Source organism: Cereibacter azotoformans (assembly GCF_021391315.1).
Classification (GTDB): domain Bacteria; phylum Pseudomonadota; class Alphaproteobacteria; order Rhodobacterales; family Rhodobacteraceae; genus Cereibacter_A; species Cereibacter_A azotoformans.
The window spans coordinates 1899817-1915077 of record NZ_CP090021.1; the positions used below are offsets into that span (position 1 = coordinate 1899817).

The following is a 15261-nucleotide window of genomic DNA, read 5'->3' on the forward strand; positions in this document are numbered from 1 at the left end:
GACATGACCGCGGCGACGCTCGATGCCCTGAAGGCGCAGCTCTCGTTCACCGACGACATGGGCGGCGTTGATGACGCGCTCCTCGAACTGAAACTCGAGGCGGCGCGGAACCATGTCGAGCGTCTCCTCGGCTTCAGGATCGCGGAGACCTTCGGGGGCGACGGGCAGGACCCGGTGCCGCCCTCGATCGAGGAGGCGATCCTGCAACTGGCCGCGTGGTGGTATGAGACGCGGGAGGCTGCCAGCCCCGGCGCGCGTGAGGTGCCCTTCGGCGTCCGCGAGATCGTCGCGGAATATCGGGAGTGGAGCTTCTGATGGCGGACGACGGCGGCCTCGGCAAGTTCCAGCGGCGGATGCGCGCGGTCCCGAAGGCGGCGCGTGAAGCCGTCCAGCCCGCGCTTGTCAGGCAGGCCGAGGCGCTGGCCTCGACCATGCGGGCCGTTGCACCGAAGGACAGCGGCGATCTCGCGGGGTCCATCGCCGTCACGGGGCCGGGGCAGACGACGCCGGCCTATTCCCAGCCGGGCGGCGCCATGATGGTGGGCGAGAACCAGTCCGCGGTGACGGTGGGCAACAGCGACGTGCGCTATGCGCATCTGGTCGAATACGGGACCACGAAGAACGAGGCCAAGCCCTTCTTCTGGCCGTCCGTCCGGCTGCATCGCGCTCGGGCAGCCGCTGCGATCAAGCGGGCGATCGGCAAGGCGATCCGGGAGGCGGGCCGATGAGTGCGGAGGCCGCCGTTCAGATTGCCCTCCGGCACCGCCTCACGCTTGACGCGGGCGTGACCGCGCTTGTTCCGGCCGGGAACATCCTCGACGTGAACCAGCGCCCGGCCCCCTCGCCGTCCATCATCATGGGCGAGTCGCAGGCGGTGGATTCGGGCGACAGCTTCGCCCGCGATCGGCAGCGGATCTATCACACGCTCCATGTCTGGAAGAAGGAGCCTTCGCTCCAGGGCGTGAAGCGGATCTGCGGCGAGATCCGGCGGGCGATCCATGCCGACCGCCTGCTCCTCCCGGCGGGCTTCCACGCGGCCGACGCGCGCGTGTCGGACATGCGCCAGATGCGCGACCCGGACGGCCTGACCTCGCACGGCGTCGTGACGGTCGAAGTCCTCGTTCAGGAGGTGGCGTGATGCAGGCCGGCAAGCTCTCCCGCGTGATCGAGATCCACGGCGCCACCTTCGCCGTTGACGACTTCGGAACGCCTCTCCCGACATGGACGAGGAAGGCCACGCTGCGCGCGGAGATCGTCACGGCCGAGGCGTCCGAGTTCATCCGCGGCTGGGGCGTGAGCGAGGAGACGGCCATCGTCTTCCGCACCCGCTTCCTCGACGGGATCACCATGTCCGACCGGGTGAGCTTCGACGGCCAGCACTTCAACATCAAGGGCGTGGTGCCGATCGGCCGCCGGAAGGGGCTCGAGCTGCGCTGCGTCGCCACGGAAGGAGAGGCGTGATGCGCGGGACGAAACCGCACCTCCGGGCCGATGCAGAGGCCATCACCGATCTTACGGCGCCCGCGTGGCTGTCCCGTGCCGCTGCGCTGGAATGGTGCCGCGTGATGCCGATCCTCACGGAACGGAAGATCCTCACCGTCGCCGACCTCGGCAGCCTTGAGAACTACTGCGTTGCCGTTGGCACCGTCCGCGAGATGGAGACGATGATGCAGGACGAGGGCCGCGTGATCGAGACCCCGACCGGGCCGAAGCGGCACCCGGCGGTGGGCATCCAGTCCGACGCCATGACCCGTGCGCGCCTTCTCGCGGCCGAGCTGGGGCTCACGCCTGTGTCGCGCTCGCGTCCGGCAATCCGTGAGGACGACGACGAGGACGAGTTGCTCGGATGATGCGCCCCGGCTGGATAGACGATGGCTCCGAGATCCCCGACCCGCTGGGCTACGGGGAACGTGCGGTGGCATGGCTGAAGAAGCTGAAGCACCCGAAGAACCCGGCCATGGGCCATCCCTTCCAGCTCGATCCGTGGCAGGAGCGGATCGTGCGGCGGATCTATGGACCGCGCCACCCGGACGGCTCGCGGATCGTGCGCCGCGTCGTGCTCCTCCTGCCGCGGGGCAACCGCAAGACATCTCTTTGCGCCGCCCTCACGCTCCTGCATCTCATCGGCCCGGAGCGGACGCCGGGCGGCCTGACGGTCTCGGCCGCCTCGGCGCACGAGCAGGCGCTCGAGCTGTTCAACGAGGCCGCGCTCATCGTCCAGCACGATCACCGGCTGCGGAAGCATCTGAACATCCGCGAGTATGTCAGCCGCATCGCCTTCCCCAAGGAGGGGAGCCGCTATGTCGCGGTGGCCGCCGATGGCAAGGTGCTGCACGGCAAGACCCCGAACGTCGTCATTGCCGACGAGCTGCACGCTTGGGAGGGCCGCGCCGGTCTCCGGCAGTGGGAGGCGCTGGACAGTGCCCTCGTGAAGGTGCCGGGCACGCTGATGATTGTCGCCAGCACCTCGGGCCGCGGGCAGGAAAACCTCGCGTGGAAGACCATCGAATATGCGATCCGCGTCCAGAAGGGCGAGATTGACGACCCGGCCACGCTGCCGGTGATCTTCATGGCCGAGCCCGAGGACGACTGGAAGGACGAGGAGCTTTGGCGGGCGGTCAACCCCGGCCTGCCCTACGGCTACCCGGACCTCGACAGCTACCGGGACAAGGCGCGCAAGGCCGAGTTCTCGCCGTTCGAGCGCGACAGCTTCCTTCAATACAACCTCAACCGCTGGCTGGATCAGTCCAGCTCGCCCTTTGTCGAGATGCACGTCTATGACAGGGGCGCGCACGAGGTTGACCTCGATGAGCTGGAGATGGTTCAGGCCCCGTGCTGGCTCGGCGTGGACCTCTCGAAGAACGAGGATCTCACCTGTGTCGTGGCGGCATGGGAGGACGGGCAGGACGGCTACCAGGTGCATCCCTGGTTCTTCTGTCCCGAGGACAACCTGCGCGCCCGCGGCGAGCGGCACGGCGTCGATTATGTGACCTGGGCGGAAGAGGGCTTCATCATCCCGACGCCCGGCAACACCGTGGACCTGCGCGCGGTGGAGGCGCACATCCGCGAGCTTTGCGCCCGGTTCAACGTCCGCGAGATCGCCTTCGACCCGACCTATGGCCGGGCCATGATGGCGAACCTCGTGGATGACGGGCTTCCGGCGGTGGAGTTCCGTCAAGGCTGGGTGACGATGGCGCCGGCCGTGAAGGAGCTGGAGCGCGCGATCCTCGCCGGAGCCTTCAAGCACGGCGGGCACCCGGTCCTGCGCTGGAACTTCGAGAACGTGCAACTGCACGTCGATGCCGCGGGGAACCGCTCGTTCCACAAGGGCAGGAGCGGGAACAAGATCGATGGCAGCGTGGCAACGGCAATGGCCGTGGCTCGGGCTGCGGCCGGCGAAGAGCAATTCACCACATCGGCGTCGTGGTTCACCGACGACATGTGGACCGCCTGAGGAGGGCTGAATGTCAGGAGATCAGGAACGGCTGGTGGTGCTCCTCGAGGCGCGCATCCGCGACTTCGAGAAGAACATGCAGCGGGCCGAGCAGCGCGGAACGCGGTCCTACAGCCGGTTGCGCCGGGACTCGCGCTCGGCAACGCAGGCCATGGAGCAGGACATGGTTCGCGGCACGTCCCGGATCAACCAGGCGCTGGCCTCGACCTCGGCGCAGATCGGCACCTTCGGCCGGGCGTTCCTCGGTGGGCTCGCGGGCGGCATGATCACCGCGGCCTTCGCCGGCATCTCGACCAGCGTCACCGACACCGTGCGCAGCGTGGCGCAGCTCGGCGACGAGGCCAAGCGCGCAGGCCTGTCCGCCAAGGCCTTCCAGGAATGGAAGTTCGTGGCCGAGCAGAACCGTATCGGCGTGGACAGCCTCGTGGACGGCTTCAAGGAGCTGAACCTGCGCGCCGACGAGTTCATCGTGACCGGCGCCGGGCCGGCGGCCGAGGCCTTCCAGCGGCTCGGCTATGACGCGGCCGCGCTGCGCGAGGGGCTGAAGGAGCCGTCCGAGCTGATGCTCGAGATCATCGGCCGGATGCAGGACCTCGACCGGGCGGCGCAGATCCGCGTGGCCGACGAGATCTTCGGCGGCACGGGCGGCGAACGCTTTGTCGAGCTTCTCAGTCAGGGCGAGGCGGGCCTTCGCAAGACGATCAACCGCGCGCATGAGGCGGGCGCCGTGCTCGATGCGGAGATGATCCAGAAGGCGGCCGAGCTGGATCGGAAGTTCCAGGAGCTGACGACCTCGGCCGGCAACTTCTTCAAGGCCGTTGTCGTCGGCGCGGCAGACGTGGCCGCCGAAGCCGCGGACCTTCGGAGCCGGCTGGACAACATCTTTCCCGACCGGGCGCAGGCCGACGCGCTTCTCGGCGCCGGGGTGGCCGATGCCCTGGAGGAAGACCGGGACGCGCTCGACGCGCATGCAGAGCAGGTCGCGCGCATCCGGCAGGCGTATGAGCAGCTCGGCGACCGGGCCGCGGCACTCATTCCCGAGATGCGGCAGGTCGCCGCCACGCTTGAGGCATGGGGCTACAGCGACGCCTCGGCAGAGCTTGCGGCGACGGCCGACGAGACGCGGCGGCTCGTGGAGGGGATGCGCGACGGCACGATCAGCGCGGAAGAGTTCGAGACCGGCCTCACGTCCGTCACGACCCGCGCGAATGCCGCCATGTCCGCCCTTGATAAGGTCGATCGAGCGCAGTTCTCCAACGTGATCGCGGGCATCGGCGGGCTTGTCACCGCCCTCGCGAAGGCCATCGGCATGGCGCGGAACCTCCGGGACGCGCTGCCGGGCGGATCTCCGGCCACCTCGGACGACGAGCGGGGCGGCAACACCGGGAACGCCCGCGACGCCTGGACCGGGACGAAGAACGCCCCCCGCACCTCCCCGCGTCCGCAGCGGCCGGGCGTGGATAGCCTGGGCGACTTCCTCGACGCGGGCGCCAGTGCCGGCGGGGGTGGTGGAGCGGCGCCGAAATCGGAATATGCGGGCGAAGTGATCTCGATCCGCGAGGCGACGGCCGCGCTTGAGGCCGAGGCCGCAGCCCTGAACGCGGCAGAGGTTGCGATGCAGGGCTATGCCGACGTGGCGGACTATGCCGCGAAGCGGGCCGAGCTTCTGGTCGCTGCGCAGAAGGACGGCAAGGAGATAACGCCTCAGCTTGCGGCCGAGATCGACCAGCTCGCACAGGACTATGTGAATGCAGGTCGGGCAGCCGACAACGCCCGCGAGCGGCACGAGGCATTCGAGGATGCGCTCTCGCAATCGAAGGCCACGCTGGAAGGCGCCTTCACGGGGCTGATCACGGGGGCGCACAGCTTCTCCGACGCGCTCAACATGGTGATCGCCAAGCTCGCCGAGATGGTCGCCAGCAGCGCCTTCGACGGGCTGTGGAGTGCGGGCCTCGGCAGCGCGGTGGGCAGCGCCCTCGGCGGCATGGGCTTCTCGGGGGGCGGCTACACCGGGCCGGGCGGCAAGAACGAACCCGCTGGCGTCGTCCACAAGGGCGAGGTGGTCTGGAGCCAGGCCGATGTTGCGAAGGCCGGCGGCGTGGCCGTGGTCGAGGCGATGCGGCGCGGTGCGCGTGGCTATGCGTCCGGCGGCGTCGTGGGCGGCTCGACGGGCAGCACCAGCGGCGGTGGCCGATCCGAGGTGCTCGTCACGCTCTCGCCCGAGCTTGAGGCCCGCATCCTGAAACAGGCCGAGGGGCAGTCGATCGCCATCACGCAGGCCGGCGTTGCGCAGCTCGACCGGGCGTTGCCCGTGCGCTTCGACCAGATCGCCAAGAACCCGAGGAGGCGCTGATGGCCTACACCTTTCCCCTCACGCGCGCCGACTTCTTCGCCGGCCTCACGATCGAGACCTGCACCTTCGACCTGCCGGAGGTGGTGGAAATCAGCCGGACGGCGGCCGGTGAGGTGCTGACCGCGGATCTCGGCCCACGGCTCTGGCGCGGCCGCATCACGCTTCCCTTCCTCACGCATGCGGAGGCCGAGGCGGTAAAGGCGAAGCTGCATCTCGTCCGCGGCGGTGGCGCGAGCCTCCTCGTCTATCCTCCGCAGAAGCCCGCGCCCGTGATCGATCCGACCGGCGCCGTCCTGGGCGGCGCCTCGCCCGCGATCAACGCGCTCTCTGCCAACCGGGAGATGAAGCTCGAGGGGCTTCCCGTGGGCTACCGCATCAGCGAGGGCGACTTCCTGAGCTTCGCCTACGGGAGCAACCCGACCCGCCGCGCGCTGCACCAGGCCGTGACCGCAGGGACCGCGAGCGGCTCCGGGATCACCAACTTCTTCGAGGTGGTGCCCGCGATCCGGCCTGGCGCCGCGATCGGCGCGGCCGTGACCCTGATCAAGCCCTACTGCAAGGCGGTGGTCATTCCCGGCAGCGTGAACCCCGGCATCGCCGCCGGCCTTTACACATCAGGGATCAGCTTTGCATGGCAACAGACGCTGCGATGAACCGCCTCAAGCGCCAGATGTGCGCCGTTCTGACGGGCGCTCTGGCCGGTGGCAACCCTCCGGTGCCTGAGGCCGGCGCGTTGCTCTGGCGGGCGTTCTGGCAGGTCTCGCGGTGCCGCACGATGCACGCCGCGGGGCCGAACCCGATCGGCTGGACCGAGCTGGAGGCGTGGTGCCGGCTGATGCGCGTGCCGCTCGAGCCGCATCACGTCGAGATCATCGCCGCGATGGACGACGCTTGGCTCGATCACGCCTACGCAAACCGCGGTGGGCGGGCGGCTCCGGTGAAGTCGAGCCAGCCGCTCACACCCGAATTGCTCGACGCCTTGTTCGGCGGCTGAGAGCGAAGGCAGGATGCGCCTGGGGCCAGCCGCCTCGCAAGCATCCCGATCAGACGGTGAGTGCGTAAACCCCGTCATGGCACGGCCGGATGTCTCCAATGTCGGCGCGGTGCAGATCGCCACGAGTGAAGACCGGAGGCGATCATCTGGACCCCGCGTCAGGGGACCAAGAGGCCCCGGCTGGCTTGCCGGGGCCTCGCCATTCGCGCCCGCGCCGAGATGCGTCTCGCCGAGGAATACGACGCCGCGCAGGAGCGGGGAGAGGTTTCCAAAGGTGGCGGGCGCCCCGACTGCGTTGAGGACCGCAACGCAGTCCCCGCCACCGCTGCCGATCTCGGCACCCGCCGCGACGAGATCATCAGGTCTTCGGCAGGTATGCCTTAATTCCCTTTAGGGCCTGAGAGCAGTTGGCAACGAGCATAAGGAACTCGGCTTGGTCATCCAAACGCGGAGAGTGATCTTTGCTCGTAAGCCAGATGTCCCGCGCCATGTTATACGCGGTGACCGCGACAGGCTCATTCATTGTAACTTCAACTTTTTCCGTCATGTCGTCTGCTTCCTCAATCGCACACCAGGGCCGCCGCCGTTCTCTGGGATGAACTCGACGCCGGCCGCCTCCAATGCTGCCCGGATTGCCTCGACGGTGGAAGCCCTTAGTTCCTCGCCGCGCTCGAATCGGGCGACCGTATCCGGCGACACTCCCGCCGCGGCGGCCAGTTCCCGCACCCCGAGTCGCACCGCCGCCCGCGCCATTCTGCTCTGATCTGGTGTCATCGTAACCCTGTTATGATTTCTGTTGACAGGCAGTGCCGCCCCATGCTTATCGTAACCTCGTTACGAAACATCATCAAGGGAGTCCCCGATGACCGTTCAGACCAGATCCCTCGCTGACTGCCAGACCGCCGCAGTCAAGCTCTACTCCTTGGCTCAGGCCGCCGTCGAACTCTACGACCAGGTGCCATCCGGCAACGGCGCCCCTGCAAACGGTCTCCATGCGCTTCTGGAGGTTCTGGTTCAGAAGGCCGATGCTCTCGCCAACGACATCGACGCATTGGAGCGGGGCGCGCGCGCCGCCGCGAAGGAGGCCCGCTCATGAGCGAACGCCCCTATTACCGCGCCTGCGCCGTCCTCTCGATCATCCAGGCGCACATTCTTGCCCATGATTCGACGGTCGATCCTGACATCGCCTTCCGTGGCGGCTACCTCCCGACCGACGCGCTGGAGCTTGCCGCACGCGAGCTGTCTGATCTGCTCGAAGATCTGGAGGAACTGGAGAACCGCCGGAAGGCTGATGCGGCGCAGAAGGCTGCGGCCTGACCTGTTCCCCCGGTGCTGCATAAGCCGGTAAAGTCCAGCAGCATCCGGCACCAGCAGGGGGAAGAAGAGGGGGAAGGCTGCAAAGCTTTCCCTTTTTAAACAATTGGTTAACCGGCAAAACTGGCGGAAGAGGTGGGATTCGAACCCACGGAGCGGTTGCCCGCTCGCTGGTTTTCAAGACCAGTGCCTTAAACCACTCGGCCACTCTTCCATACCTGCCGCTAGCGGCTGGCGTATCGGCTCTGTCAGCGCCGACAACCGCCTCTCGCGGACCTAACCGTAACCCCGTGTAACCACAATCCTATTCTTCGGTCCAGCACTGCGGGCGGCGCGAACCTACAACAGCTTTCAAGACCGCTGCAATCGACCACTCTGCCACTCTTCCAGAGCCGCCGGGACAGCACATTGCCCGGCGCGCGGCGAAGAACTACCGGGAACCCTGTGGCAGCACAATGCCGATCTGACAGCGGCCAGTGACCGCACCAAGGACTGACCGCTGGATACCGAATGGGCGTCAACTCATCGCGCGCGCGATGGTCCAGAGGCCGAAGCCCAGCATGAAAATCCCCGAGATGCGCGCCACCCACGGCCCGAACGCGGGTGGCAAACGGCGCTGGGCGGCCGCAACCATTCCCGCCAGCAAGATCCACCACAGCATCGAGCCGGTGAAGACGCCCGCCACGACGAGGGCCGCCGAGACCGGATCCGCCTCGCGCGCGAGGCCGAGGGCCGCAAAGATGGCCGCAAACGTCAGGATCGTTGCCGGATTGGCGAGCGTGAGAAGGAAGGTCGCGGCCAGCGTGGCCCCGAGACCGCCGGCCGCCGCCTGCGCCGCACCCGGCTGGGGACGGGCTCGCAGGCTGCGAAGGCCCAGCCAGATCAGAAACGCCCCTCCCCCGAGGCCGAGCGGCAGGGCGATGCGGTCGAGGACGGCCGCGAAGGTCGCAAATCCCGCGGCCGCGGCGGCTGCATAGGAGGCGTCCGCCAGCGCCGTGCCAAGCCCGCCAGCCACGCCCGCCCGGAACCCGTGTGACAGCGTCCGCTGGATGCAGAGGGCGCCGATGGGCCCGAGGGGCGCGGCCACAGCAAGCCCCATGAGCGTGGCCTTGAAGAACAGCATCATCGCGGCACCAGCGGCGCCGTCCGAAGCGTGGACAGCGCGAGCATCGTCTCGGAGCGGGCGATCAGCCCATCGCCCTTCATCTGCCCGAGAAAGGCCTCGACCCCGTCAAGGTTCGCCGCACGCAGGTGGATCAGATAGGACCAGGCACCCGTCACATGATGACATTCGGTGATGCCGGGATGGCTCGTTGCGAAAGCGCGAAAGGCCTCCTCGCGCGCGTGGGGCACGTCCGCCCAGATCAACGCAAGAACCGGCAGGCCCAGAGCCTCGGGTGCGACATCCAGCGTGAAGCGCCGGATGACGCCCTGCGCCACAAGCCGCCTCACACGCTCATTGACGGCCGAGGTGGACAAGCCGACCTGGCCGGCCACTTCGGTCAGGGACCGGCGAGCGTCCTCGGCCAGAAGCCCGGCAATTTCCCGGTCAATGTCGTCTATCACAGCCAGAATACCTGCATATCACACCTCGAACGATAATGTTGCCTGTAACACAGGTTTCACCACCCGTCCACCGGGATCACCAACGGAAAAGGGGCGCGGATCTCTCCGCGCCCCTTCCCTCGATCTGGTGCTTTCGGATCAGAACCGGAAGCCGACCTTCGCCTGAAGCGTGGTCGCGTCCGCGTCGGTGCCCGCATCGTCGAACGTGTCCCACTCGTGGCGCAGCAGTTCGGCGCCCACCGACCAGCGGTCGTTCAGCATGTAGTCGTAGCCGATGCCGTAAACGTAGCCGTCGTCCGGGTCGCCCGCGTCCGACGTCACGTCGGCCCAGGTTCCGCCGGCGGTCGCGTAGAGCAGACCCCGCCCGATCTTGCCGCCCGCCATCAGCTTCAGCGTCGCCACGTTATCGAGCTCTGCACTGTCGCCAATGTCGATGTTGGTCATGTCATAGGCGATTTCCGCACCGACCACGGCACGGCCAAAATCGTAGCGGTAGCCGGCGTGCACGCCGCCGATGGCGCCGTTGCCGTCCAGGCCGCTGATCTCCGTACCAACGTCACCGTAGCCGAGCTGGCCGCCGACGTAGAAACCGCTCCAGTCGGTGACCGGAGCGACCACGACGGGGGCAGGCATCGGCTCGACAATCGGCTCCGGTGCCACGGTGATCGGGCCGCCCGCGAAGGCAGGAGCGGCAAGAAGGCCACCGAGCGCGAGCGCTGCAATGCGTTTCATCTCTGTCTCCAATCAAGCTTCCGGCTTCCGCGCTGCTGCGTTGCGGTCACGCCGGATCTGTCGTTGACGGTCTCGCACCGCCGGATGTGGCGGCGCTTCCCGTGCCCCATGTCGTATGTATCGCGCACGGTCCGCGCCAGAGCCACTCACGCTGTGGTGAAGCGGGCGAGTGGTCTTGCGCCAATTCCCGCTCAAGAGGAGAGAATCATCGGCAATCAGGCGCCGGCCTTGTCTTCCAGCGTCAGCCACTCCTCTTCCGCCTGCGCCAGAAGGGCCTGACGCTCGGCCATGGCTTCGGTGGCCTTGCGGAACTTGACGGGCTCGCGGGTGAAGAGATCCTCGGCCGCCAGGAACTCCGAGAGCTTAGCGATCTCGGCCTCGAGCCGCTCGATGATGCCGGGCAGGGCCTCGAGGCGCTTGCGCTCGGTGAAGGTCAGGCCTTCCGCCGGTTTCTTCGCCTCGGGCCGCGGCTGGGCCTTCGGCGCGTCGCGCGCGGGCTCGGGGGCGGCGGCCTCGGGGGTGCCCCGCTGGGCCAGATGGTCGCTCCAGCCACCGGCATAGACCGTGGCCCGCCCCTGCCCCTCCAGCGCCACGGTGGTGGTGGCCACCCGGTCGATGAAGTCGCGATCGTGGCTCACCAGCAGAACCGTTCCGTCGTAATCCCCGAGAATGTCTTGCAGAAGATCCAGCGTCTCGACGTCGAGATCGTTCGTCGGCTCGTCGAGGATCAGCAGGTTCGACTCGCGCGCCATGATCCGCGCCAGCAAGAGCCGGGCCTTCTCGCCGCCCGACAGCGACCGCACCGGCGCCCGCACCTGACGCTCGTCAAAGAGGAAATCCTTGAGGTAGCCCACCACATGCCGCGGCTGGCCCCGCACCATCACCTGATCCTGCTGCCCCGAGACGCGCATCGCCGGATCAGAGGTCAGGCTGTCCCAGAGCGAGGCTTCGGGATCGAGCTGGGACCGCGTCTGGTCGAAGATCGCCACCTGCAGATTCGTGCCCAGCGTGACCGTGCCGGCGTCCGGCTCCATCTCGCCGGTCAGCAGTTTCAGCAGCGTGGTCTTGCCCACGCCGTTCGGTCCGACGAAGGCCACACGGTCGCCGCGCAGCACGCGCAGCGAGAAATCCTTCACGATCGGTTGCCCGTCGAAAAGTTTCGTGAGGCCCTTTGCCTCGATCACGCGCTTTCCCGAGGTCGGCCCGGACTCAAGTTCGAGCGCCGCCGTGCCCTGCCGGCGAATCTGCGACCGGCGCTCCTCGCGCATCGCCGCCAGCGCGCGCAGCCGGCCCTGGTTGCGCTTGCGCCGCGCCGAGATCCCCTCGACCGCCCACCGCGCCTCGGCCTTGATCCGGCGGTCGAGCTTGTGGCGCTGGTCGTCCTCCTCGGCCCAGACCTGCTCGCGCCACTCCTCGAACCCCTCGAACCCCGACTCGCGCCGCCGCACCTGCCCACGGTCGATCCAGAGCGTCGCGCGGGAGAGCGCGCGCAGGAAGGCGCGGTCGTGGCTGATCAGCACGAAGCCCGCCCGCGTCTCGGACAGCTGCGCCTCGAGCCACTGGATCGCCTGGATGTCGAGGTGGTTCGTCGGCTCGTCGAGCAGCATAAGATCCGGCGCCTCGGCCATGAGCTTGGCCAGAGCCGCCCGGCGCCGCTCGCCGCCCGAGGCGGTCGCAACCGGCGTGTCGGGGCGGAACTTCAACCCCTCTGCCACCATCTCGACGCGGTATTCCTCGCCCTGCGCCAATCCCGAGGCCGCATAGTCGCCCAGCGTGGCGAAGGCCGACAGGTCGGGATCCTGCTCCATGTAGCCGACCGATGTGCCGGCCGGCACCACCCGGTCGCCGCGGTCAGGCTCGACCAGCCCCGCCATGACCTTGAGGAGCGTGGACTTGCCCGAGCCGTTGCGGCCGACGAGGGCCACCCGGTCCTGTTGCTGGACCACAAGGTCGAGACCGTCGAAGACCGGCTCGCCGCCGAAGGTGAGGGAAATGCCGGAGAGCTGAAGGAGGGGTGCGCGTGCCATGACCGTCCGCTACAGGGGGCCGTGGCCCGCGTCAACGTGTCCGCGGGCACGGATCGGTCAGCGCGTCTCCTGCGGCGCGCCGCCGCCCGCCAGCACCGACAGGACTGACCGGGCGGCCCGCAGGCCCGGCGCCTCGTCGCCCTGCCCCAGCCTCTCCATCGTGAGCTGCATTGCCGCCTGCTGGGCCGACCTCTGGGACGCGTCCTCGAGCAGCGCGAGAAGGGCGGGGGCGATCCGCTCGGCGCGGCAGCGCGGGCCCAGGAACTCCGGCACCACGCGGCTGTCCGACACGAGGTTGACCAGCGTCACCGTGTCGATCCGGGCCATCCGCGAGATGAGCCACATCGAGAGCGGGTTCATGTCATAGGCGATCACCATCGGAGTACCGTTCGCCGCCAGCTCGAGCGAGACGGTGCCCGAGGCGGCGAGCGCCACGTCGGCCGCCGCGAAGGCCGCCCGCTTGCGCTCGGCATCCTCGATCACCAGCGGATGAACCGGCCAGCCCGCCACCTGCTCGCGCACCAGATCGGCCACATGCGGCACCGTCGGCACCAGCACGGTGAGGCCCGGATGCCGGTGGCGCAGCCGCGCGAGCACGTCGCCGAACACGGGCGCAAGCCGCGTCACCTCGGACCGGCGCGAGCCCGGCAGCACGAGGATCACCGGCCCCGTCGCCACCCGCTCGCGCAGCGCCTGAACCTCGGCCTCGGAGGCGCGCGGCTCGGCCACGACCGGATGGCCCACGAAGTCGCAGGTCATGCCGGCGGCGGTCATGTAGGGCGGCTCGAACGGCAGCAGCGCCAGCACATGATCGACATGGCGCGCCATTCGCGCCGCCCGCCCCGGCCGCCAGGCCCAGACCGAGGGGGCGACATAATGGATCGTGCGCACCGAGGGCCTCGCCCGCTTCACGAGAGCCGCCACGCGGAGGCCGAAGTCGGGGCTGTCGATCGTCACCAGCGCCTCGGCCCCCGAGGCCAGACAGGCCTCGGCCGCCTCCCGCACCCGGCGGCGCAGGTGGAGGTATTTCGGCAGGATCTCGGCCAGACCCATCACCGAAAGCTCCTCCATCGGGAAGAGGCTCACGAGCCCTTCCGCCTGCATTGCGGGCCCGCCTACCCCGGCGAACTCCGTCCCCGGTGCAAGGTCCGAGAGCCCCGCCATCAGGGCGCCGCCCAGGCGGTCGCCGGACGGCTCGCCGGCGATCAGGAAGAACTTCATGGCTCCCTCGCCCAGAGGAAGAGGCCCGCCTCTTCGGCCGCGCGCACCGTCGCCTCGCGGTCGAGCAGGATCACGCCGCCCGCCTCCCAGGCGATGCCGGCCAGGCCCGCCGCGGCCGCGCGCGCCACGGTGGCCGGCCCCAGCGTCGGCAGGTCGATCCGGCGATCCTGCCCCGGCTTCGGCGCCTTGTAGAGCACGCCCCGCGCGCCCGCGGGATCGGGCCGCCCCGCCGTGGCCGCCACCCAGTCGAGCATGGCATCGGTGCCGGGCAGCGCCTCGACCGCAAGGCAGAGGCCCTGCGCCACCACCGCGCCCTGCCCCACATCCACCCGCCCGATCGCCTCGACGATCGCCGCGGCGCGCCCCACGTCGCGCACGTCGCCCTCGCGCGGGGCCCCGCAGAGCGTGGCCGCCTCGGGCACCAGATCGGGCGCAATATCGGAGACCCCAACGACCGCGAAGCCCTCTTCCTCAAAGATCGCGATCACGGCGCGCAGCGTGGCATCATCGCCCGCCTGCATGGCGCCGATCAGCCGGGGCACCATCTGCGCGGTCAGCGGATCGAACAGCGACGGATCGAGCCGCGGACGGCGGACCGCCCCGGCAAAGACCAGCCGCGACACCCCCGCCGTCTCCAGTTCGCGCAGGAAAGGCACGAGCCGTTCGACCCGGAAGGTGATGTCGGCTTCGAGCCCCTCGGGGGCAAACCCCTCGAGCGCGGCCACCAGCGGCACCTCGCCCGCCGCGCGCAGGGCCCAAGCCAGATGGCGCGGCAGGGCCCCCGTCCCGGCGATGATCGCGGTCGAGGCCACCGTCATTGCGGCGTCAGGAACGAGCGGTCGGTGGCCGCCAGGATGAAGTCGGTCATCTCGCGCACATGCGGGCTGTCGGTCTCATCGGCCAGACGGCGGGCCCGGTCCAGGAAGGTGCCCTCGCCCTGCGCCAGCATCTGATAGGCCGCCCGCAGCGCGGTGATCTCGGCCCGGCTCACGCCGCGGCGCTTGAGCCCCACGAGGTTCAGCCCGTCGAGTTCCCCCCGCGGTGCCTGCACGAGCCCGTGCGGCAGCACGTCGTTCGTCACCATCGTCACCGCGCCGATGATCGCGCCGCGGCCCACGCGCACCCACTGGTGCACCCCCGAGAGCCCGCCCACGATCACATCGTCGCCGATCCAGCAATGGCCGGCGATGGCGGCCTGATTGGCGAGGATCACCCGGTGGCCGAGCGTCGCATCATGGCCCACATGGGCGCCGGTCATCAGCAGGCAGTCGTCGCCGACCCGCGTCACGCCGCCGCCGCCCTCTGTGCCGCAGTTGAGCGTCGCGCCCTCGCGGATGCGGCAGCGCGCGCCCACGACCAGCCGCGTGCGCTCGCCCCTGTACTTCAGGTCCTGAGGAACCTCACCCACCACGGCAAAGGGGAAGATCACCGTTTCGGCCCCGACCTCGGTCCACCCCGTCACCACGGCGTGGCTCTTGACCACGACACCCGGGCCGAGCGTCACCTCCGGCCCGATCAGGGCGAAGGGACCGATCCGGCATCCTTCACCGATCACGGCGCCCGGTTCGACGATGGCGGAGGGATGGATCTCGGCCATCTC

20 protein-coding genes and 1 tRNA gene are annotated in these 15261 nt (G+C 69.0%); 11 read left to right on the plus strand and 10 right to left on the minus strand.

Annotated features, from left to right (window positions below):
• The first annotated feature begins 3 nt into the window (after positions 1-3).
• From LV780_RS09520 to LV780_RS09560, 9 genes are read left to right on the plus strand one after another with little or no spacing between them, the layout of a single operon-like run.
• A complete protein-coding gene (locus tag LV780_RS09520; protein WP_117345006.1) occupies positions 4-315 on the plus strand; it encodes a head-tail connector protein in 312 nt (103 codons plus the stop codon).
• Positions 315-728, plus strand: a complete 414-nt coding sequence (locus LV780_RS09525; RefSeq protein WP_101340811.1) for an HK97-gp10 family putative phage morphogenesis protein — start codon at positions 315-317, stop codon at positions 726-728. The genes LV780_RS09520 and LV780_RS09525 overlap by 1 nt, the downstream gene beginning before the upstream one ends.
• The gene (locus LV780_RS09530; protein WP_117345007.1) at positions 725-1138 is read left to right on the plus strand and encodes a DUF3168 domain-containing protein; all 414 of its coding nucleotides are present in this window, start codon (positions 725-727) and stop codon (positions 1136-1138) included. Before LV780_RS09525 ends, LV780_RS09530 begins: the two co-directional genes overlap by 4 nt.
• On the plus strand, positions 1138-1461 hold the full coding sequence (locus tag LV780_RS09535; RefSeq protein WP_117345008.1) for a phage head closure protein: 324 nt from the start codon (positions 1138-1140) through the stop codon (positions 1459-1461). The genes LV780_RS09530 and LV780_RS09535 overlap by 1 nt, the downstream gene beginning before the upstream one ends.
• Positions 1461-1850 (plus strand): phage terminase small subunit P27 family, encoded by a 390-nt coding sequence (locus LV780_RS09540; protein ID WP_117345009.1) that lies wholly within the window; start codon positions 1461-1463, stop codon positions 1848-1850. Before LV780_RS09535 ends, LV780_RS09540 begins: the two co-directional genes overlap by 1 nt.
• Complete coding sequence (locus LV780_RS09545) at positions 1847-3454, plus strand: terminase large subunit (RefSeq protein ID WP_117345010.1); 1608 nt, start codon at positions 1847-1849, stop codon at positions 3452-3454. Before LV780_RS09540 ends, LV780_RS09545 begins: the two co-directional genes overlap by 4 nt.
• A 10-nt stretch (positions 3455-3464) precedes the next feature.
• Complete coding sequence (locus tag LV780_RS09550; RefSeq protein WP_233863774.1) at positions 3465-5807, plus strand: phage tail tape measure protein; 2343 nt, start codon at positions 3465-3467, stop codon at positions 5805-5807.
• Positions 5807-6460 carry a hypothetical protein gene (locus LV780_RS09555; protein ID WP_101340806.1) on the plus strand — a complete coding sequence of 218 codons (654 nt, stop codon included), beginning with the start codon at positions 5807-5809 and terminating at the stop codon, positions 6458-6460. The genes LV780_RS09550 and LV780_RS09555 overlap by 1 nt, the downstream gene beginning before the upstream one ends.
• On the plus strand, positions 6439-6801 hold the full coding sequence (locus LV780_RS09560; protein WP_233863775.1) for a phage tail assembly chaperone: 363 nt from the start codon (positions 6439-6441) through the stop codon (positions 6799-6801). Before LV780_RS09555 ends, LV780_RS09560 begins: the two co-directional genes overlap by 22 nt.
• Positions 6802-7159: 358 nt before the next feature.
• Here LV780_RS09560 and LV780_RS09565 read toward each other — a convergent pair whose 3' ends face one another.
• Together LV780_RS09565 and LV780_RS09570 are read right to left on the minus strand one after the other, a co-directional pair.
• Positions 7160-7348, minus strand: a complete 189-nt coding sequence (locus tag LV780_RS09565) for a hypothetical protein (RefSeq protein WP_146172351.1) — start codon at positions 7346-7348, stop codon at positions 7160-7162.
• Positions 7345-7575: a helix-turn-helix domain-containing protein gene (locus tag LV780_RS09570; protein WP_205025767.1), complete on the minus strand. Its 231-nt coding sequence runs from the start codon at positions 7573-7575 to the stop codon at positions 7345-7347. The genes LV780_RS09565 and LV780_RS09570 overlap by 4 nt, the downstream gene beginning before the upstream one ends.
• Before the next feature lie 88 nt (positions 7576-7663).
• On the opposite strand from LV780_RS09570, the gene LV780_RS09575 reads away from it, so the two are divergent.
• Both LV780_RS09575 and LV780_RS09580 read left to right on the plus strand, forming a co-directional pair.
• Positions 7664-7897, plus strand: a complete 234-nt coding sequence (locus tag LV780_RS09575) for a hypothetical protein (protein WP_108222702.1) — start codon at positions 7664-7666, stop codon at positions 7895-7897.
• Entirely contained in the window at positions 7894-8118 is a 225-nt protein-coding gene (locus tag LV780_RS09580; RefSeq protein ID WP_101340810.1) for a hypothetical protein, read from the plus strand. Before LV780_RS09575 ends, LV780_RS09580 begins: the two co-directional genes overlap by 4 nt.
• 121 nt (positions 8119-8239) lie before the next feature.
• On the opposite strand, the gene LV780_RS09585 is transcribed toward LV780_RS09580, so the two are convergent.
• The 8 genes from LV780_RS09585 to lpxA form a co-directional block, all read right to left on the minus strand.
• Positions 8240-8329: transfer RNA gene (locus LV780_RS09585), tRNA-Ser, on the minus strand.
• 303 nt (positions 8330-8632) lie between these two features.
• Complete coding sequence (locus tag LV780_RS09590) at positions 8633-9238, minus strand: LysE family translocator (RefSeq protein WP_108220453.1); 606 nt, start codon at positions 9236-9238, stop codon at positions 8633-8635.
• Positions 9238-9687 (minus strand): Lrp/AsnC family transcriptional regulator, encoded by a 450-nt coding sequence (locus tag LV780_RS09595; RefSeq protein ID WP_044248206.1) that lies wholly within the window; start codon positions 9685-9687, stop codon positions 9238-9240. The genes LV780_RS09590 and LV780_RS09595 overlap by 1 nt, the downstream gene beginning before the upstream one ends.
• 132 nt (positions 9688-9819) lie before the next feature.
• Positions 9820-10413 carry an outer membrane protein gene (locus tag LV780_RS09600; RefSeq protein ID WP_011909100.1) on the minus strand — a complete coding sequence of 198 codons (594 nt, stop codon included), beginning with the start codon at positions 10411-10413 and terminating at the stop codon, positions 9820-9822.
• Between the two features lie 215 nt (positions 10414-10628).
• The gene (locus LV780_RS09605) at positions 10629-12440 is read right to left on the minus strand and encodes an ABC-F family ATP-binding cassette domain-containing protein (RefSeq protein WP_108220424.1); all 1812 of its coding nucleotides are present in this window, start codon (positions 12438-12440) and stop codon (positions 10629-10631) included.
• Between the two features lie 57 nt (positions 12441-12497).
• Complete coding sequence (gene lpxB / locus LV780_RS09610; RefSeq protein WP_101341850.1) at positions 12498-13661, minus strand: lipid-A-disaccharide synthase; 1164 nt, start codon at positions 13659-13661, stop codon at positions 12498-12500.
• A complete protein-coding gene (locus LV780_RS09615; protein ID WP_108220423.1) occupies positions 13658-14479 on the minus strand; it encodes an LpxI family protein in 822 nt (273 codons plus the stop codon). The genes lpxB and LV780_RS09615 overlap by 4 nt, the downstream gene beginning before the upstream one ends.
• Positions 14476-15258: an acyl-ACP--UDP-N-acetylglucosamine O-acyltransferase gene (gene lpxA / locus LV780_RS09620; protein WP_011909104.1), complete on the minus strand. Its 783-nt coding sequence runs from the start codon at positions 15256-15258 to the stop codon at positions 14476-14478. Before lpxA ends, LV780_RS09615 begins: the two co-directional genes overlap by 4 nt.
• Positions 15259-15261: the final 3 nt, after the last annotated feature.